The organism is Pseudomonas sp. PF05 (assembly GCF_056521845.1).
In genome coordinates this window covers 221,351-240,321 of record NZ_JBWLPW010000010.1, presented here as the reverse complement: position 1 = coordinate 240,321, position 18,971 = coordinate 221,351, and the positions used below count along the sequence as shown (strand labels likewise).

Below are 18,971 nucleotides of genomic sequence, written 5' to 3'. Positions count from 1 at the left end.
ACGCAACCCACCCTGAAAAACGCGGTGCCTGCATCGCGAGCAAGCTTGGCTCCCACAGGGATTCGGTGCCCTGGAAAAACCGCTCCCGCTCAAGCTTAGGCTTTATCTCGCCAATCGAACGACTGATTGCCAATCATGGTCCACACTTGGAACCTCATCAGCCGGAGTGTGTTCCATGTCTGACCGTTATATCGACTTTGCCAACTCGCCCATTGGCCGGCGCATGGTCGGGTCCCTCGGCCTGCCATCGCCGGTGCGCCTGGAACGCTGGCAGGCTGGGCGCCTGCGGCCGATCGAAGGCGCATTGCTGCTGGGCGGCGGGCCGTTGACCGAGCAGATCGGCACGTTTGCCAAGCGCCTGACCGACACCATTTTCATCTACGGCGGCGAGCCGACCCTGGCCACCGAGTGGATCCCCGGCCATGGCCCGAAAATCAAGGCAGTGGTGTACGACGCCAGCCACCTGGTGCAGGCCGACCAGCTCAAGCAGTTGCGGGAATTTTTCCAGCCACTGATGAAAAACCTCGACCACAGCGCCCATGTCGTCATCCTCGGTCGCGCGCCGGAAAGTCTGGCCGAGCCGTTCGCCGCCAGCGCCCAGCGGGCATTGGAAGGTTTCAGCCGCTCCCTGGCCAAAGAGTTGCGCCACGGCGGGACGCTGCAATTGCTGTACGTCGGCGACGGCGCCGAAGCCCAGCTGGAAGGTGCGCTGCGGTTTTTCCTGTCGCCCAAGAGCGCCTTCATCTCCGGGCAGGTCATTCGCCTCAACGCCTGTGACACCCAGGTCCAGGACTGGACCCGACCGCTTACGGGGCTCAAGGCGCTGGTCACTGGCGCAGCCCGCGGGATCGGCGCCTCCATCGCCGAAACCCTGGCCCGCGATGGCGCCGACGTGATCCTGCTGGACGTCCCACAAGCCAAGACCGACCTTGACGCCCTGGCGGCACGCTTGAACGGGCGCAGCGTCACGCTGGATATCTGCGCCGAAGATGCCGCCGCCCAGTTGATCGAGCACCTGCCCGACAGCGTCGACATCGTGGTCCACAACGCCGGCATCACCCGGGACAAGACCCTCGCCAACATGACCCCGGAATTCTGGGATGCCGTGCTGGCCGTCAACCTCAACGCCCCGCAAGTGCTGACCAAGGCCCTGCTCGACAGCGGCACCCTGCGCGACAATGGCCGGGTGGTTCTGCTGGCGTCCATCAGCGGTATCGCCGGCAACCGTGGGCAGACCAACTATGCGGCGAGCAAGGCCGGGCTGATCGGCCTGGCCCAGGCCTGGGCACCGCTGCTGCAAACACGCGGCATCAGCATCAACGCCGTGGCGCCGGGCTTCATTGAAACCCGCATGACTGCCGAGATCCCCTTCGCCTTGCGCGAAGCCGGGCGGCGCATGAGTTCCCTGGGCCAGGGCGGCCTGCCCCAGGATGTCGCCGAAGCCGTGGCCTGGCTCGCGCAACCGGGCACGGGCGCTGTGACCGGTCAAGCCCTGCGGGTATGCGGGCAAAGTCTTCTGGGAGCGTGACCATGACGATCCAATGGCACGAAGTCAGCAGCCCGCCATCCATGTCCGGGCTTTATTCGAAAGCGGCGACACGGCGCAAGGTCACCGGGACGACCTTGCCCGAGGAAGGCCTGCGCCAGATGCTTCAAGTCGACCCGCAACGCTTGGCGGCCTATCGCAAAGTCTGCGGTTTCGCCGACAACGGACTGCTGCCGCCGACCTATCCCCACGTCTTGGCGTTTGCCCTGCAAATGCAATTGCTCACCGCGCGCAATTTTCCATTCCCACTGCTGGGGCTGATCCATTTGAGCAATCGCATTCGCGTATTGCGACCCATGGGCGGGGTCGGCCAGGTGCGGGCCAGCGTCAATGTCGAGAACCTGCAAGCCCACCCCAAGGGCGCGGTGTTCGACCTGGTGACCCGCCTTGATGATCAGTTGGGGCCGTTATGGGAGGCCCAAAGCCAGATGCTTTGCAAAGGTGTCCAGCTTGACGGGGCTCTCGTGGAAGACTCGCCGCAGGCCAGCCTGCCATTGGTTGAAGTCGCGCGCTGGACCGCACCGGCTGACATCGGTCGGCAATACGCCAAGGTGTCCGGCGACTACAACCCGATCCACCTGAGCGGCATCAGCGCCCGGTTGTTCGGTTTCCCCTCCGCCATCGCCCATGGCCTGTGGAACAAGGCCAGGACCCTGGCGGCGTTGGATGACCACCTGCCCGAGGCCAACATCGAGATCGATGTGACCTTCAAGAAACCGGTGCGCCTGCCCAGTGAGGTGGTACTGCTGGCGAGTGCGGCGGGGTCCAGTGGACAACTGCAACTGGTGGGGGCTGGGGGTTTGGAGCATATGGTAGGAGAGTGGCGGCCGGTGGCCTGAGCAGGTCGACGGCATTCACCGTAAATCCCTGTGGGAGCGGGTGTTCACAGAGCTGGTGTCCGCCACAAAATCCTTGCTCGCGATGGCGGTGGGTCACGCCGCGATCAGCGAGGTGGGTAGTTGGACAGAATCCGCCCAACCGTCTCGCGCACGGCCGTGTTGCGGTCAGTCGGGTTGGGAGAGTTGCTGAGCAGTTGTTCGTCACTGCCACGCCACACCAGCTTGCCGTCCTTGCCATCGAGCAGGTCGATCTGCACGGTGGCGACCTTGTAGCTGATGTTGCGGGTTTCGTTGTACATCGGCCCGCCCCAATAGCCATTCCACGGGCCGCCCCAACCACCGCCGTAGTTGGTGGTGACCTGTTGCTGGCGATCCTCGACGATCAGATAGGCCTGGACCAGCACATCGCCGTGCCCACTCGCCGCCGGACGCAGGCCGCGTTGATCGAGTTGATCGGCCACCGCCTGGCGGATCCGCTGTTCGGTCAGGTCGCTCTTGATGCGTGGGTCATCGGGGCGATATTGCAGCGCCGGGTCTTTCCAGCTCCAACTGCGATACGCCGCGAAATCGCGGCTGGTGTCAAAGTCATGGTTGACCTGGTTAGAGGCACAGGCGCCCAGCAACAGGGTGAAGGCCAGTAGAGCAAGACGGCGAAACATGGTTTTTCTCCGTTGCGTAATCAACTTGGTGGATACGCCGACAGGGCTTTTTCCACTGCTTGGCGTATGGCATCGGTGCGCTCGCTCTGACTGCCACGCTGGCCGGTTTCGGCACTGGCGCTCCACACCGGTTGCCCCGTGCGGGCATCGAACAGGTCCACCCGAACCACCACGACCTGTTCCCGATACGTGCGCACCATCGGCACCGGATGGTACATGCCATAACCCGGACCATAACGGTTGTAGCCGCCGTAGTAGCCAGCATCATAGTCGTCCCGGACCTGGCGCACGCGGGTTTCCAGGCGCAGGTCGGCACTGACGAACAGGTCGGCGGGCCGGTTGTCATGCAACGGGCGCAGGCCACGCTGGTCCAGGGCATTGCTCACCGCTTCGGCCACCTGGGCCGAATCCGCCCAGGCGGAACCCGATGGCAGGCGCCCGTCGCGCCAGGCCCAACTGCGATAGCGCCCATAGTCACGGGGCGGCGCGGGGTAAGCGCTGCGGTCGAATACCGTGGCGGCCTCGGGCGGCGCCGGCGGCAGCGGATTGGACGTGGCGACATAGGGGTTACTGCCCTGGCAGGCCGCCAGTCCCAGGCACAGCATCAACAACCCTGAACGACCTTTCATTTCACGCTCCGGTCACACTGGACGGCAGATCCAGTGCAGATAACGTCCCAACCCGGCAAACGCCGGATGGCGACGATGGGCCAGTTCCATTTCCAGCAACTGCGCAAGTTCCACGCGTGCCTGGAACTCCACCGGCATGTAGTCATGGAAAACCCGCACGCCACTCTGGTTTTCGACCTGCCACAGGCCTTCAAGTTGCGCCGCCAATTCCCGCGGATCAAGAGGCTGTTGCGGCGTCAGGCTCTGTTTTTCGCCGGCCATGTCGTTTTTGCGCAACTTGCGAAAATGCCCCTTGAGCAGGTTGCGATAGACCAGCGCGTCGCGGTTGTAGAACGCCAGGGACAGCCAGCCGCCCGGGACCGTGAGTTGATGCAGCACCGGCAGGATCGCATAGGGCTCGGCCAGCCACTCCAGCACCGCGTGGCACAGCACCAGGTCGTAAGGCTCGGTGAGCTGGCCGGGCAGATCCTGCCACGGCGCCTGGATGAACGTGGCGCTCTGGCCCGCCTCGGCAAAGCGCTGGCGGGCGCCTTCGAGCATGGGTTCGGCCGGCTCGGCCAGGGTCACCTGATGGCCGCGCTCGGCCAGCCACAACGACATGTGGCCCAGGCCGGCGCCGATGTCCAGCACGCGCAACGGGCGCTGTGGCAAGCTTTCCAGCAGATCGGCCTGAAGCACCGCCAGGCGGATCGCGCCCTTGGCCCCGCCGTAGATTTTTTCCGCGAAGCGCGTGGCGAGCTGATCGAAATGACGGTCGCTCATTGGCCGAACCGCCGCTCGCTGTCGGCCAGCTTGCTGCGCACCACGGCGTCCATGTCCAGGCCCAGTTCGCTGCAAAGCAGCAACAGGTACAACACGATGTCACCGACCTCCTGCCCGGCGTGGGCCAGTGTGTCCGCCGGCAACTGGCGCGACTGGTCCTCGGTCAGCCACTGGAAAATCTCCACCAGTTCGGCCATTTCCACACTGGCAGCCATGGCGAGGTTTTTCGGGCTGTGGAATTGCCGCCAGTCGTTACGGTCACGAATGGCATGCAGGCGTTCGGTCAGTTCAACAAGGTTCATCGGGTTCTCCTGAATACGCATAGCTTCAGGGGGATGCCCGGGGAAGGCAAGCGTCTCGGTACGAAGCGACAGTTTGCCCCATAATCGAACCAACTCGGCCGCCACAGCTCCTACAATCAGGAGCCAGCGGCTCAGCTCAGATCCCCTCCCATCAGGATGCACGTATGCAGGTAGAAAGCTTTTTCGAATGGCTCGGCCAGGCGCTCGGTTCGGTGATCCGTTTCATCGTCGACCTTCTCAGCGGTCTCTTCAACACCCTGGCCAACGCTGGCGGCAACTTCGTCGACGGGTTGTCACGCACCCTGGGCATGGACACCTCGATCATCAGCATCATCGCGCTGATTCTCGGGCTGATGCTGCTGTACTCGGCAATCCGCGCCTTCATGCGGGCCTCGATCGTCATGGGCATCATCTGGCTGGTGCTGGGGTTGTGGTTGTTGAGCTGGATCATTCACTGAAGCCCCGGCGATCCCTTGCCTGACACCAGTGTGGTGAGGGGATTTATCTCTGTAGGAGCTGTCGAGTGCAACGAGGCTGCGATCTTCTCAACGCTCATTAAGTCAAGAGCGAAAGATCAAGTTCAAAAGATCGCAGGCTTCGCCAGCTCCTACAAAACCCAGCGGGGCGGTGCGACGTTTCGCTAAATCCTCTCGCGACAATGAATCCCAAGTTCCGCAGGGAACGATCAATGCGAGAACCCGCTACAATCGCGCTCCATCAAGGAGCCCGCATGTCCAACCTGACCACCGACTGGCGCGACCGCCAGACCCATCGCCGGGTCTGGGCGCTGGCTGCGCCAATGATTCTCTCGAACATTTCCGTACCGCTGGTGGCCTTGGTGGACAGTACCGTCATCGGCCATTTGCCCCATGCCCATCAGTTGGGCGCGGTGGCGGTCGGGGCGAGTTTGTATACGGTGCTGGCGTGGGCCATGGGGTTCTTGCGCATGGGCACCACCGGGTTCGCTGCCCAGGCTGCCGGGCGCAGTGACGGGGCGGCATTGCGACAAGTGTTGGTGCAAGGACTGTTGTTGGCGATGGGGTTGGCGGTGCTGCTCGGCGCCGTCGGCGTGCCGTTGAGCGACGTGGCGTTGCACTTCATGCAGCCGTCCGCCGAGCTCAACCAGTTGACCCGTGACTTCTTCCACACCCGGCTCTTCGGCTTGCCGGCGGCACTGGCCAGCTATGCGCTGGTGGGCTGGTTCCTCGGCGCCCAGAATGCGAGGGCCCCGCTGGCGATCCTGCTGGCGACCAACCTGGTCAACATCGCCCTGAACCTGTGGTTCGTGATCGGCCTGGACTGGGGCGTGACCGGGTCGGCCCGGGCGTCGGTCATTGCCGAGTGGACCGGGGCACTGGTCGGCCTGGCCCTGGCCCGCAACACACTGCGCGCCTGGCCCGGGCAGATCGCCTGGGCGGCCCTGGGGCTGTGGCACAACTGGCGCCCGCTGCTGGCGGTGAACCGGGACATTTTCATCCGCAGCCTGGCGCTGCAAGCGGTGTTTTTCCTGATCACCGTGCAAGGCGCACGCCTGGGGGATGCGACCGTGGCGGCCAATGCCCTGCTGCTCAACGGCCTGCTGCTGACGGCCCATGCTCTGGACGGCCTGGCCCATGCCATCGAAGCGCTGTGCGGCCATGCCATTGGCGCCCGCGACCGCCTGGCCCTGCGCCGCTCGCTGGTGGTGGCGTGCGGCTGGTCGTTGATCGCAAGCCTGGGCTTTGCACTGCTGTTCCTGCTCGCCGGCCACCTGTTCATCGACATGCAGACCGACATTCCCGACGTGCGCGCCACCGCTTATCTCTACCTGCCTTACCTGGCGACCCTGCCACTGATCGCCGTCTGGAGTTACTTGCTGGACGGGCTGTTCATCGGCGCCACCCGTGCCCGGGAAATGCGCAACGGCATGCTGCTGACCCTGCTGCTGGTGCTGCCCATTGCCTGGGCGCTGCAAGGCTTGGGCAACCATGGGCTGTGGATCACCTTCCTGCTGTTCATGGCCTTGCGCAGCCTGACCCTCGGTGCTTTCGCCTGGCACTTGCAGCGCAGCGACCGCTGGCTCGGCGCATCAGCCCACTAACGTTCAATCCTGGCTGCCCTGCCAGCGCCGGCGCAGATGCTCGAGCCGCTCGCGCTGCGAACCGCCCACCAGGCCAGGGCCTGGTCGGGTATTGGGGTATTGCAGGCGCAGCCACAGCCAGTCATCGAGCACCGTCCGCTCGGTAAACCCCAGCGCCAGGCCCTGCTGCAAATCCTCCCAGAGCCTACGGTAATCACACGCGGTAGAACGGGACCATTGCCAGGCGTGGCGCTCCAGCAGGCATCGTTGCAACTGGCCCTGTTGTCGGGCACTGAGGCCGTGCTCCTTCTCCAGCACCGCCACCGACAGCCCCGGGTTTGACAGCTGCTGCCAACCCTGGCTGCCGATCGCCCGGTCGGCCCAGGTGCCACCAAACCAGCGCAACAAACTGATCGGGCCCAGCCAGCAACTGAGCTCCTGAGGGTCGCAACCGTCGAAGAAATAGCTGGCGATGTGCGGGTTGTAGTAGCTCAACAAGGCTTTGTGATGCAGGCCTAGCGTCACCGTCAACATGCGCCGCAGATGCGCCAGCAATTGCGTAACGGGCGATGGGCTGACCAACAACAATCCCGGCCAGGAACGTGGGTCCAGATGGCAGAGGCTGACCAGCGCAGGTGAGTGGCGCAGATCCACCAACAGCGGACCGTGCTCTCGCAACCCATGCAGCTCGGTATTTTCAAACAAGGCAAAACACCGGGCCTCGGCGAACTGCGCGTGCACAAGCCGCGCGGCGTCAGGCGCACTCGGTACGTCGAGCAGCAGCCATTGCGGCGTTGATCCAGACAGGGCCGCGGCATTCATCGAGTAACGCCCACACCGCGCCCCATGAGCATACGGCAGGTGCATAGTGGCTGGGCGCAAGGGTTGAAAGGCCCGCCTTCGGGCAACAAGCACAACAAGACCAGCGGTTCGGCATCCCGGATTGCAGACAACAGGACCGGATCGGCAACCGACGGCCCCCGTGTTTCGCCTGCAGATGAATCATTCATAACCTCCACCGAGTCAGGCACGTCCAGAAATGCACTGATCAATGGTCGATCCGGATCGCCTTCGATAAAGCTCACCAGCACCTCGGTACCGTCACTCAAGACGCCCGCCCCGCCCGTGGTCAGTTCGGGTGCCAAGGGCAGCCAACAATGACTGGCGCTGGCGCCTTCGCCCTGGTAGACCCAGTCAAACTGCACCGCCACACGCCCCGCCCCCAGCTCCGACGGCTCGTCCACTGCCACGACCCAGCCGCGTTGCCGGCTCACCATGCGCGGCTTTGCCGGGACCTCGTCCGGCACGAACAGCACGCCCCGGGGAATGGCCTTGAAATGATTGCCGTACACCCCCGCCTGTGCGCGGTGCTCGACCTTCGTCAATAGCCAGCGCCGGTCCCAGCCGGCAAACGGATGGGCCATCAGCGTCAGCACCTGACCACCGTGCAGGTTCATCAAGTCGCTGCGCCCCTGGGCGGTCTGCTCCCCCGACGCATCGGTTTGCACGCTGAAGGACCGCACTGCGGCAATCGGGCCGTCGTCCGCATAGACCGCCTTACCGGCAGGGGGGAAGCTGTGTGGATTATCAGCGAACACCAGGCAATGCCCGTCCCGGGTGTGTTCAAAATGAAAGTGGATACCCGCCTGGGCGCATACGCGCTGCAGGAACTGCAGGTCCGACTCTCGATACTGGGTACAGAAATCCTGCAGTGGATAATCGCCACTCAAGTCCAGGCACAGGCTGCGGCCACTGATGCCATGGGCCTTGAGCACCTGGCGAATGATCTGCGGCACCGAACGGGCGCTGAAGACCCGCTGGCTGAAGCGCTGCGCCAGACAGGCCAGCTTCGGCCCGATACGCACCCGGCAGCCGGCGCCATGACGGTGTTGAACCAACTCATGAAGCTGCCCATGAATGCCCCGGCCTGGGGCCCCGAAACTCAGCCAGACGCTGCGGTACAACAGGCCCGCCAGGTCCAGGTTCGCGTCGCGCAACAACAGCTGCGCTTCATAGACGAAGGGTTCGCTGATCGCTTCGCTACCCGTGAAGGCCACGACGTCAACAGGCTCGGGCAGACCGGCTATCTCCAGACGAAAGACTGGCTCGCTGGCTGGATCGGACATCGGCGTTTCTCTACAGGAGGGGCGGTCGGGGATTTTCGCCGAGAGCCATGGCCGAGTAGAGGGGCCAAGTACAAGTTAGGAAAGGGACTACACGAAATAAGGACATCGCCGGTTAAATGCACCGACGGAGAGAAATAACGACGGCACAAATAAAAACGCCCTCCGGGACCGTCCGAAAAAAACCGCAGCGTGCGGTGCATTTTCTGACAGCCCCGGCGGGCGGTGCCGATCAGCCCAAAAGATAGAGCTGATGTAATCCCATGGCGAGCTCAGCTGTGCAGGAGCTGTGTAGGAGCTGTCGAGTGCAACGAGGCTGCGATTTCTCCCCAGACGCTTGAGCCCCAACAAGCGAAAGATCAAAAGATCGCAGCCTTCGGCAGCTCCTACAGGGCACAGCCGGGAGCTGTCGAGTGCAACGAGGCTGCGATCTCTCCCCAGACGCTTGAGTCCCAACAAGCGAAAGATCAAAAGATCGCAGCCTTCGGCAGCTCCTACAGGGCACAGCCGAGCACGAGCAAGCTTGCCTCACCACATTGCCCGGAAGACGTTCACTTCCCCATCAAGAAGACAGATAAGACGAACGCGTCAGCCCCAGGCGCAATGCATCGAGGAACTGGGTACGTTCAGCGGCACTGATACGGGCGCTGGCACACTTGTCGCGGTAGTGAGTCATCAACTCCTCCGGCGACAAGTGCACGTAACGCAGCATGTCTTCGATGGTGTCGTGGGTTTCGATACCGGCGTGGTACACGCTGCCGTCGGCGTTCTGGTAGATGTTCACCGAGTCGGTGTCACCGAACAGGTTGTGCATGTCGCCGAGGATTTCCTGATAGGCGCCCACCAGGAAGATGCCCAGCAGGTAGTCTTCACCCGGGTTGAGGGCGTGGACCGGCAAGCTGGTCTCGATGCTCTGCTCATCGACGTACTGCTTGATCTTGCCGTCGGAGTCGCAGGTCAGGTCTTGCAGCACGGCACGGCGCAGCGGCTCTTCGTCCAGGCGATGCAGCGGCAGGATCGGCAGCACCTGGCCGATGGCCCAGGTGTCCGGCAGGCTCTGGAACACCGAGAAGTTGCAGATGTATTTGTCGGCAAGCTTGTCATTGAGCTCATCCAGCACCTGGCGGTGCGAGCGCTGGCGCGCCTTCAACGAGTTGTGCAGGCGACGGCACACGGCGAAGTAGCACTGCTCGGCCAAGGCTTTTTCGGCCAGGGTCAGCTTGCCGTCGGCGTACTGGGCGGCCACGTCGCTCATGTAGTGGGTGGCGCGCCAGTAAGTCTCGGTGACCATCTCGATATCGGTCGGGCCCAGCAGGTCCACCAGCCATTGCACGGTTTCCGGCAGTTCCTGCTTGTTGTCGATCACCGGCACGTCGTCGTGGTGTTTCTCGACATCGGTCACCTGCACCACCAGCATCGCGTGGTGGGCGGTCAGGGAGCGGCCGCTTTCGGAGAAGATGTGCGGATGCGGCAAGCTCTGGGCATCGCAGAATTCCTTGAGCATGCCGACCACGACACCGGCGTAATCGTCCATGTCGTAGTTGATCGAGCTGGCATTGCGCGAGTGCGTGCCGTCGTAGTCCACGCCCAAGCCACCGCCGACGTCGATGTGATCCACCGGCAGGCCGAGGTTGCGCAGTTCACCGTAATACCGGATTGCTTCCTTGAAGCCGTGCTGGTAGTCCGCCAGGTTGGCGATCTGCGAACCCATGTGGAAGTGCAGCAGGCGAATGCCTTGGTCGAGGCCGGCAGCGCGGAAGCGCTCGACCACCGACAGCAGTTGCGCGGCCGACAAGCCGAACTTGGACTTCTCGCCACCGGTATCGGCCCACTTGCTCGACGCCAGGGACGACAGGCGCACGCGCAAGCCGACCTGTGGCTTGACCTTGAGCGCTGCGGCCTCTTCGATCACCAGGCCGACTTCGGACTCTTTCTCGATGACGATGAAGACGTTGTGACCGAGCTTCTGGCCCATCAGCGCCAGGCGGATGAACTCGCGGTCCTTGTAGCCGTTGCAGACGATGGTGCCGCCCTTCGGCGCCAAGGCCAGGACCGCCAGCAGCTCCGGCTTGGAACCGGCTTCCAGGCCGATGGAGACGTTCTGGGTGGCGATGATGTTCTCGATCACCGCTTCCTGCTGGTTGACCTTGATCGGATAGAGCGCGGTGTACTGGCTCTGATACTCCAGACGCGCGATGTTGCTGTCGAACGCGCCGGTTAGCTGGCGCACACGGTCTTGCAGGATGTCGGGGAAGCGCACCAGCAAGGGCAGCGACAGGCCGCTCTGGCGCAATTGGTCGACTTGTTCGAACAGGTCGATGGGCGAGCTGTCGGGACCGTTCGGACGGACTTCGACGCGACCGGCTTCATTGATCGCGAAATACCCGGCCCCCCAATGGCGAATCCCGTAAACACTGCGGCTGTCCGCAACTGTCCATTGGCTGCCATCGTCTTTGCGTGTGCGTCGTACGGACATCGAAGTCCCCTATAAAGAAGTCAAAATGCACCATCCGGTCGGAGGCTGGGGCAGTCTAGAGAGTGAAAATGACGAATTGCCTGTTAGCAAGGTAGACCCTGCTCCCAGCGATGAGTTTAGAAACCCGTTCAGAACAGGCTCTGTGAAAACCATGCGGGCGACCTCGAACGTGGGGTTCGGGTCAAGCCGAGGGTGGTTTTCACAGAGGCTGCTAGCCGCCGGATTTCTTGGCTTTGAAGCCGTGCTTGACCAGTTCCGCCAGCAGCAGCTCGACGTGATCGCCCTGGATCTCGATGATGCCGTCTTTCAACGCACCACCGGTGCCACAGCGTTTCTTCAACGTGGTGGCCAATTCCTTGAGCGCGTCTTCGGCCAACGGCACGCCGGTGATCGTGGTCACCGTCTTGCCACCGCGACCTTTGCTTTCACGGCGCACGCGCGCAATGCCGTCACCTTCCGGGATGGCGGTCTGTTTGCAGATGCAGGCATCCACCGGCTGACGGCAATCAGGACAATGACGACCGGCGTCGGTAGAAAATACCAGGCCGCCCAGGGCGGCGAAGGATGCGGCTTTTTTGGCCACCGGCAATCCTCTTGGGAGGACAAAGACTGGTCGAGGACAGAACGTGCCTCGACCGCGAAACCCCACTCAGGCAGGGGCAGCGCTACTGAACCGCAGACGCGGTTCAGCTTGAAAAGTCGCGCAGTGTAACGGCAAAAAGCCGACTTGCTAAGGGCCAATCAGCGCCAATTTATAGCTTCTTTGCGACGCTGCCACCATGGACCCGCAAATAGCGTTCAAGCGCCGCCAGAGAGTCCGGGCAGTAAGGCTTGTACTGGATTTCATCGAGCACCTGCTCGAGGGGCAGGAAACGCGCTTCGAGGACTTCTTCGGGTTGCAGGACCAATGGGCCGTCCCACACTGCCGAGAACGCCGAGCACCACAGGCGAATGCCAGGGTCCTCGAAATAAAAATGGTCATGGGCGGTCAGTTCCACGCCGCTCACGCCCAGCTCCTCCGCCAGCTCGCGAGCAGCCGATTCGGCGTAGGTCTCATCGGCCTGCACCATGCCGCCCGCCGCCACGTCCCAGAAACCGGGGTAAATGGCCTTGCTCAGGGTGCGCCGGTGAACACACAGCTCACCGGACGAATTGAACAGCATGATGTAGGTGCCGCGTCCGATCAGGCCACGCTCACGCAGTTCTGAACGCACCAGGCTGCCGAGCAGGTTGTCCTGCTCGTCGACCCACGCAATCAGCTCGGCATCCGAGGCCACTCGGTGAGCGTCCTCCCGGGGGCTTTCACTCATGGATCAGCCCTGGTTCAGCAATTGCCGCAAATCGATGACCGCTGCGTTGGCCCGGGAAATGTAGTTGGCCATGACCAGCGAGTGGTTCGCCAATACACCGAAGCCGCTGCCGTTGAGGATCATCGGGCTCCAGACCGGTTCCTGGGACGCTTCCAGTTCACGAATGATCTGCCGCACGCTGACCGTGGCGTTCTTTTTCGCCAGCACATCGGCGAAGTCCACTTCGATGGCGCGCAGCAAGTGCGACAACGCCCACGCCTGGCCACGGGCCTCATAGAACACGTTATCGATTTGCATCCACGGCGTCTCGACCACCTCCTCATCCACCTGCGGCACCTGGCCCGGGACCGGGACTTCGGTTTTCAGCGAGGTGTTGAGCTTGACCCGGCCAACGCTGGCCGACAGGCGCTGGGACAACGACCCCAGGCGAGTGCCGACATCCCCCAGCCAGTTGTTCAGGTTATCGGCGCGGGCGTAGAACAGCGCGCTTTTCTGGTTTGGGTCGGACAGGCGCGCCTGATAGCGACTCAGCAGAGTGATGCCTTCCTGGTACTCCGACTCACTGGAGGGCAGCACCCAGCTGCGGTTATCGAAGTTGAAACGCGGCTCGGCCTTGGCCAGGTCGGCGTCCTCGGCGGACTGCGACTGGGAACGGGCGAAGTCCTTGCGCAGGGCGCGGCTCAGGTCGCGGACCTGCACCAGCACGCCATATTCCCAGCTCGGCATGTTGTCCATCCACAGGCCAGGCGGGAAGCGGTCGTTGGAAATATAGCCACCCGGCTTGGTCAGCAAGGTCCCGGCCACCGTCTTGAGCGTCTCGACCGTGGTGTAGCCCAACACCATCTGCCGGCCATCTTTCTCGGCCGCGGCCTGGGCGTTCTGCTGCACTGGAAACAGCGCGGGCTCCTGGCTCCAATACCAAGCGACGGCGATGGTCACCAGCAGGTAGAGGCCGATCAGCGTGGCCAGTGCGCGGCTGAAAAAAAGCCCACCCAGGTAGCTGCGGGTGGCCGATTTCGGCTCGGCGGCACGTTCAGGCGCGCTGCCCGCGCGGTTTTTCCAGTCCAGCATGGCGATATCCCTTCAATCACTTGAGTTCTCGGTTCGACCACAACCCTACGCCATCGTGCCTGATTTGAAACGCGATAATGCGGCCCCAATCATGCCGGGCGCGACAGGGCAATCGAACAGCACTATAAAGGAAGCGTGGCCATCGGCCTACGAGACTGTCCGGTCACGAACTGAATTTCGCGACAGGACAGATTATTGACGTATGACACTCATGCAAAGGAAAAGAGGTGCTAGCATAGAGCCACCAGTCGATCTCAGCATGCACCCTAACTAGTAGTCAGGATATGACCGAGCCAGAAGACCCCAGCCGTGAGCGCCTCAAGCACCACTTTGCCCAGCGGGTAATTCATCAGGCTCGTCAGATCCTGGAGATTTGGCAGCGCCTGCAACGCAGTGAGTGGACAAGTACCGACCTGTCGGAGCTCAGCGAAGCCAATCTGCGCCTGCTGCGCTTTGCCGAGCGCTTCGAACAGCCCGAGCACTCCCAGTTGGCCCAAGGCATCAGCCAGTCGCTGCAAGCGGTGGACGCCAATCGCGGGCGCCTGAGCAGCCACCTGATCACCGAAATCAACCGCCTGATGCAGCGCTTGTCTCGTACCGGCCTGCGCCATGGCGACCAGCTCGAACAAACCTTCCTGCCGCCGCTGCGCAAGCCCATCTACGTGTTGCTGCAGGACCATGACCGCGCCGAGCGCCTGGCCAAGCAGTTGGAGTTCTTCGGCCTCAGCGCCCAGGCGCTGGACAGTGTCGCGGCGTTCCGCGCCTCGATGGTCGAGCGCCTGCCGGCGGCGATTGTCATGGATGTGGATTTCAGCGGCCCCGGCGCCGGCCTGAAACTGGCCGCCGAAGCCCAGGAAGGCCTGGAACAACCGCTGCCGCTGTTGTTCTTCAGTTTATTGGAAACCGACACGCCGACACGCCTGGCCGCGGTACGCGCCGGTGGGCAGGAATTTCTCACCGGCACCCTCGAAGCCTCGAGCCTGCTGGAAAAGATCGAAGTGCTGACCTGCGTCGCCCAGTACGATCCGTACAAAGTACTGATCATCGATGACTCCCGTGCCCAGGCCATGCACACCGAGCGCCTGCTCAACAGCGCCGGCATCATCACCCGCACGCTGATCGAGCCGATCCAGGCCATGGCCGAACTGGCGGACTTCCAGCCCGACCTGATCATCCTCGACATGTACATGCCGGCCTGCACCGGCACGGAACTGGCCAAGGTGATACGCCACAACGACCGCTACGTCAGCGTGCCGATCATCTACCTGTCCGCTGAAGACGACCTGGACAAGCAACTCGACGCCATGAGCGAAGGCGGCGACGACTTCCTGACCAAACCGATCAAGCCCCGGCACTTGATCACCACGGTACGCAACCGTGCGGCCCGGGCGCGCAATCTCAAGGCACGGATGGTGCGCGACAGCCTCACCGGCCTGTACAACCACACCCATATCCTGCAACTGCTCGAGGATTGCAGCTTCCGCGCTCGTCGCGAAGGCAAGCCCCTGAGCTTCGCCATGCTCGACATCGACCATTTCAAACGGGTCAATGACAGCCACGGCCACCCCATGGGTGACCGCGTGATCAAGAGCCTGGCGCTGTTTCTCAAGCAGCGCCTGCGCAAGACCGACTTCATCGGCCGTTACGGCGGCGAAGAGTTCGCCATCGTCATGCCCGACACCGACATCGACGCCGCCTGCAAGGTGCTGGATGAAATTCGCCAGCGCTTTGCCGAAATCCACTACCCGGCCCAGCCCCACGATTTGTGGTGCACCTTCAGCGCCGGCGTGGTGGAAATGAGCGATGACTTCGACAGCCTGATGATGGCCAGCCAGGCGGACGAAGCGCTGTACCGCGCCAAGCACGCCGGGCGCAACCGGGTGCAGAGCGCTCGCCAATCAAAGCAAAGTGCCACCTTTTCATCGGAATCGACTGATTCGGTCATAAACCTGTAACTCAAGCGCAATAAATTCAGGCACTTACGATTCTGCCCCCGGTAGACCTTGATGCGCCTGAAGCTGCTGACCAATCTCAACACCCTCCTTTTAGTTGCCGTGTGCCTGGGCCTTGGGGCCACCTTATGGTGGTCGCAGATCGCCCTGGAACGGCCCTACCTGCTGATGGAACGCTACCTGGGCCTGTCGCGGCAGTTCCAGGGCGAGGTGGCGCGCAACATCGAGGACTACCTGGCCAGCGGCGACGCCTTGCGCCTGAGTGCCGCCACCCAGGCCCTGGAGACCCTGCAAAAAGACCTCGATCAGTTCCCCCCTGCACTGGCCAAGCCCCTGCGCCCGAGCCTGTCGAACCTCGACAGCTTCAGCAAGACCGACCTGCTGGCCGCCGGCAAACTGGCCGGCGACCCCCAGGCCTTGCTGCTGCAGGCCGAGCGTGAGCTGAGTGCCAGCCTCGACCAGTTGGCCCAATATGCCAACGGGGCCCCGGCCTACTTGCCACCGTTGTTTGTCGCTTCGCAGCACCTGGGCCGGTTGTCCCTCACGCGGGACAAACTGGTCAGCAGTGGCCGCAGCGAATTGGCCGCCGACGTCGAGCGGGAACTGGCGAGCATCCGTGTAGAGGCCGAACGCCTCGACAGCCTTCCACTGCTGGGCGTCACCGACAGCAGTGAATCAGGCAGCGATGATTTCGCCGCGCTGATGGGTTTGCAAACCCAGGAAAAAACCAGCGCCGAAGATGCTGGCATCGCCCTCAAGCGCGAACTCAACAGCCTGCTCGCTCGTTACCCGGCCGAATTGGCCCGCACCCGTGACCTGATCCAGAAACGCACCGAACTGAGCAGCGCCACGCACCTGAAAATCGCCGATGTGCAACAGGCGATCGATGCCATGGAACCGGCGGTACGGGCCCAGCATGGACAGATCCAGGGAGAGGTTCGCTTGATCCAGGGGGTGATGATTGGCCTGATCCTGCTGATCGCGCTGCTCATCGACACCTTGCAGCGGCGCCTGGCCCGTACCTTGACGCACCTGGCGCCAGCCCTGTCGACCTGGGCCGAAGGCGACTTCAGCCGTGATATCCACGTGGGCGCCAGCAACCGCGAATTGAAAGATATCGAGGCTTCGCTCAATCGTCTGCGCGCTTATCTGGTGGACCTGGTGGGCACCATTCGGGTGAACGCCGAACAGGTCGCGGGTAGCAGCCGGACCCTGGCCGAGCTGAGCGGCGACTTGCACAGTGGGGCCGAGCATCAGGCCGGCGACACGGCGCTGATCCGTGACTCCCTCAGCGAACTGGAGGCGACGATCCAGCAAGTGGCCGGCGATGCCAGCCAGGCCGCGGACGCCAGCCGCAGCGCCGGGCACGCGGTGGAGCAAGGGCAGAAAGTCATCGGCCTGAGCCTCACAGGCCTGCATGCGCTGGTGGGAGAAGTACAAGGCAATGCGCAGATGATCGAACAACTGGCCGAGGAATCGGCCACCATCGGCGGCGTGTTGACGGTGATTCGCTCGATTGCCGACCAGACCAACCTGCTGGCCCTCAACGCCGCCATCGAAGCCGCCCGCGCCGGGGAAATGGGCCGAGGGTTTGCGGTGGTGGCCGAGGAAGTCCGCTCCCTGGCCCAACGCACGGCCGGCGCCACCGCCGAAATCCAGACGCTGATCGCCCGCCTGCAACAGGCGGCGCGCCAATCGGTGGACGGCATGCGTGCCCAGGTCGAACACGCCGAAGCCACCGCCAACCAGGCGCAAGCAGCCGACGGCGCGCTGGATGAGATTGTCGGCGCCATCCAGACCATCTCCGACACCGCGGTTCGCATCGCCGACATTACCGCCCAACAAAGCGGCGCCGTCAGCGAAATCCGCGATCACAGTGAGCGGATTCATCAATTGGGTGGGGACAACCTGGTGCGTATCGGCCAGGGCCGGGAACAAGGCGACAACCTGCTGGTGCTGGGTGGGCGGTTGCATACGGCGGTGCAGGCGTTTCGGGTTTAGCACCACAGATCCATTGTGGGAGCGAGCTCGATAGCGCCAGCTCAGTTCGCATCGATGTTGAATGTACCGCCCCCTTCGCGAGCAAGCTCGCTCCCACAGGGGTTCGGTACCAACCATATGACCGGATCAGAGGCCTGGGTCACAAATTTCGCGCAAACATCGGTCATCGTGCTGGCTATTGCAGAGAACTGGACAGTCACAAAGGCTTTGCGGCATAGTCGCCAGGTTCTGATACCTGCTCACAGATAACAAGGAACAGCAGATGGCGACCCTATTGGTCCTGCACGGACCCAACCTGAACCTGCTGGGCACCCGCGAACCGGGCGTCTACGGCGCCGTGACGCTGGCGCAGATCAACCAGGACCTGGAGCAGCGGGCCCGCAACGCCGGCCATCATTTGCTCTATCTGCAAAGCAACGCCGAATATGAATTGATCGACCGTATCCATGCCGCACGTGGCGAAGGCGTGGATTTCATTTTGATCAATCCAGCAGCTTTTACACACACAAGCGTCGCATTACGTGACGCGTTGCTGGCGGTGAGCATCCCATTCATCGAAGTGCATTTGTCCAACGTGCACAAACGCGAACCTTTCCGCCATCACTCCTACTTCTCGGATGTAGCAGTGGGAGTGATCTGCGGCCTTGGCGCCAGCGGTTACCGACTGGCCCTGGAGGCCGCCCTAGAGCAGCTTGAAAGACAGGCAACAGCTTGAAAACAAGCGTTAAACGCCCCTGACCGACCCTTGGGAGTTGATGATTCATGGATATCCGTAAAGTTAAGAAATTGATCGAATTGCTGGAAGAGTCCGGCATCGACGAGCTTGAGATCAAGGAAGGCGAAGAGTCCGTACGCATCAGCCGCCACAGCAAGACTCCGGCCCAGCAGTTCTATGCACCGGCACCGATGCACGCTCCAGCCGCCGCGCCTGCTCCAGCAGCAGCGCCGGTTGCCGCAGCAGCGCCAGCCGCACCGGCTGCGCCAGCGCTCAACGGCACTGTCGCCCGTTCGCCAATGGTGGGCACGTTCTATCGCAAGTCTTCGCCATCCTCGCCGTCCTTCGTTGAAGTCGGCCAGACCGTGAAGAAAGGCGACACCCTGTGCATCGTCGAAGCCATGAAGATGATGAACCACATCGAAGCTGAAACCAGCGGTGTGATCGAGTCCATCCTCGTCGAAGACGGCCAGCCGGTTGAGTACGACCAACCGCTGTTCACCATCGTTTGAACCGCGGAGAGCCTT

Annotated in this window: 18 protein-coding genes; 8 read left to right on the top strand and 10 right to left on the bottom strand. The window is 62.8% G+C overall.

The window, feature by feature from the left end:
• Window positions 1–175 precede the first annotated feature (175 nt).
• A complete protein-coding gene (locus AC09SL_RS18450; protein ID WP_058543885.1) occupies window positions 176–1,528 on the top strand; it encodes a 3-oxoacyl-ACP reductase in 1,353 nt (450 codons plus the stop codon).
• A 2-nt stretch (window positions 1,529–1,530) separates the two neighbouring features.
• The gene (locus tag AC09SL_RS18445; protein ID WP_058543884.1) at window positions 1,531–2,385 is read left to right on the top strand and encodes a MaoC family dehydratase; all 855 of its coding nucleotides are present in this window, start codon (window positions 1,531–1,533) and stop codon (window positions 2,383–2,385) included.
• A 104-nt stretch (window positions 2,386–2,489) separates the two neighbouring features.
• Here AC09SL_RS18445 and AC09SL_RS18440 read toward each other — a convergent pair whose 3' ends face one another.
• Genes AC09SL_RS18440 through AC09SL_RS18425 form a run of 4 tightly spaced genes read right to left on the bottom strand, consistent with a single transcriptional unit; the run spans window position 2,490 to window position 4,737 of the window.
• Window positions 2,490–3,044 (bottom strand): DUF4136 domain-containing protein, encoded by a 555-nt coding sequence (locus AC09SL_RS18440; RefSeq protein ID WP_058543883.1) that lies wholly within the window; start codon window positions 3,042–3,044, stop codon window positions 2,490–2,492.
• Between the two features lie 20 nt (window positions 3,045–3,064).
• Window positions 3,065–3,673 carry a DUF4136 domain-containing protein gene (locus AC09SL_RS18435; RefSeq protein WP_058543882.1) on the bottom strand — a complete coding sequence of 203 codons (609 nt, stop codon included), beginning with the start codon at window positions 3,671–3,673 and terminating at the stop codon, window positions 3,065–3,067.
• A gap of 12 nt (window positions 3,674–3,685) precedes the next feature.
• Complete coding sequence (locus AC09SL_RS18430; RefSeq protein ID WP_058543881.1) at window positions 3,686–4,435, bottom strand: methyltransferase domain-containing protein; 750 nt, start codon at window positions 4,433–4,435, stop codon at window positions 3,686–3,688.
• A complete protein-coding gene (locus tag AC09SL_RS18425; RefSeq protein WP_058543880.1) occupies window positions 4,432–4,737 on the bottom strand; it encodes a MazG-like family protein in 306 nt (101 codons plus the stop codon). The genes AC09SL_RS18430 and AC09SL_RS18425 overlap by 4 nt, the downstream gene beginning before the upstream one ends.
• A 164-nt stretch (window positions 4,738–4,901) precedes the next feature.
• On the opposite strand from AC09SL_RS18425, the gene AC09SL_RS18420 reads away from it, so the two are divergent.
• A complete protein-coding gene (locus AC09SL_RS18420) occupies window positions 4,902–5,195 on the top strand; it encodes a hypothetical protein (protein WP_003197447.1) in 294 nt (97 codons plus the stop codon).
• A 272-nt stretch (window positions 5,196–5,467) separates the two neighbouring features.
• Complete coding sequence (locus AC09SL_RS18415; protein WP_058543879.1) at window positions 5,468–6,817, top strand: MATE family efflux transporter; 1,350 nt, start codon at window positions 5,468–5,470, stop codon at window positions 6,815–6,817.
• 3 nt (window positions 6,818–6,820) lie between these two features.
• Here the strand turns inward: AC09SL_RS18415 and AC09SL_RS18410 are convergent, their stop codons facing one another.
• From AC09SL_RS18410 to AC09SL_RS18385, 6 genes are all read right to left on the bottom strand, one after another.
• Window positions 6,821–7,618, bottom strand: a complete 798-nt coding sequence (locus tag AC09SL_RS18410; RefSeq protein ID WP_058543878.1) for a DUF4123 domain-containing protein — start codon at window positions 7,616–7,618, stop codon at window positions 6,821–6,823.
• A complete protein-coding gene (locus AC09SL_RS18405) occupies window positions 7,615–8,922 on the bottom strand; it encodes a type VI secretion system Vgr family protein (RefSeq protein WP_058543877.1) in 1,308 nt (435 codons plus the stop codon). The genes AC09SL_RS18410 and AC09SL_RS18405 overlap by 4 nt, the downstream gene beginning before the upstream one ends.
• A 559-nt stretch (window positions 8,923–9,481) precedes the next feature.
• Window positions 9,482–11,395 (bottom strand): arginine decarboxylase, encoded by a 1,914-nt coding sequence (speA, locus tag AC09SL_RS18400; RefSeq protein WP_058543876.1) that lies wholly within the window; start codon window positions 11,393–11,395, stop codon window positions 9,482–9,484.
• A gap of 211 nt (window positions 11,396–11,606) precedes the next feature.
• Entirely contained in the window at window positions 11,607–11,978 is a 372-nt protein-coding gene (locus tag AC09SL_RS18395) for a translation initiation factor Sui1 (RefSeq protein WP_058543875.1), read from the bottom strand.
• Between the two features lie 169 nt (window positions 11,979–12,147).
• Window positions 12,148–12,705: an NUDIX hydrolase gene (locus AC09SL_RS18390; RefSeq protein WP_058543874.1), complete on the bottom strand. Its 558-nt coding sequence runs from the start codon at window positions 12,703–12,705 to the stop codon at window positions 12,148–12,150.
• A 3-nt stretch (window positions 12,706–12,708) separates the two neighbouring features.
• On the bottom strand, window positions 12,709–13,776 hold the full coding sequence (locus tag AC09SL_RS18385; RefSeq protein WP_058543873.1) for a DUF2333 family protein: 1,068 nt from the start codon (window positions 13,774–13,776) through the stop codon (window positions 12,709–12,711).
• A gap of 284 nt (window positions 13,777–14,060) precedes the next feature.
• Between AC09SL_RS18385 and AC09SL_RS18380 the strand changes: the two genes are divergently transcribed.
• From AC09SL_RS18380 to accB, 4 genes are all read left to right on the top strand, one after another.
• Complete coding sequence (locus tag AC09SL_RS18380; RefSeq protein WP_058543872.1) at window positions 14,061–15,731, top strand: GGDEF domain-containing response regulator; 1,671 nt, start codon at window positions 14,061–14,063, stop codon at window positions 15,729–15,731.
• 1,449 nt (window positions 15,732–17,180) lie between these two features.
• Entirely contained in the window at window positions 17,181–17,729 is a 549-nt protein-coding gene (locus AC09SL_RS18375; protein WP_413468846.1) for a methyl-accepting chemotaxis protein, read from the top strand.
• A gap of 262 nt (window positions 17,730–17,991) precedes the next feature.
• Window positions 17,992–18,444, top strand: a complete 453-nt coding sequence (gene aroQ / locus AC09SL_RS18370) for a type II 3-dehydroquinate dehydratase (protein WP_058543870.1) — start codon at window positions 17,992–17,994, stop codon at window positions 18,442–18,444.
• Between the two features lie 47 nt (window positions 18,445–18,491).
• Window positions 18,492–18,956 (top strand): acetyl-CoA carboxylase biotin carboxyl carrier protein, encoded by a 465-nt coding sequence (gene accB / locus AC09SL_RS18365; RefSeq protein ID WP_003197423.1) that lies wholly within the window; start codon window positions 18,492–18,494, stop codon window positions 18,954–18,956.
• The last annotated feature ends 15 nt before the right edge of the window (window positions 18,957–18,971 follow it).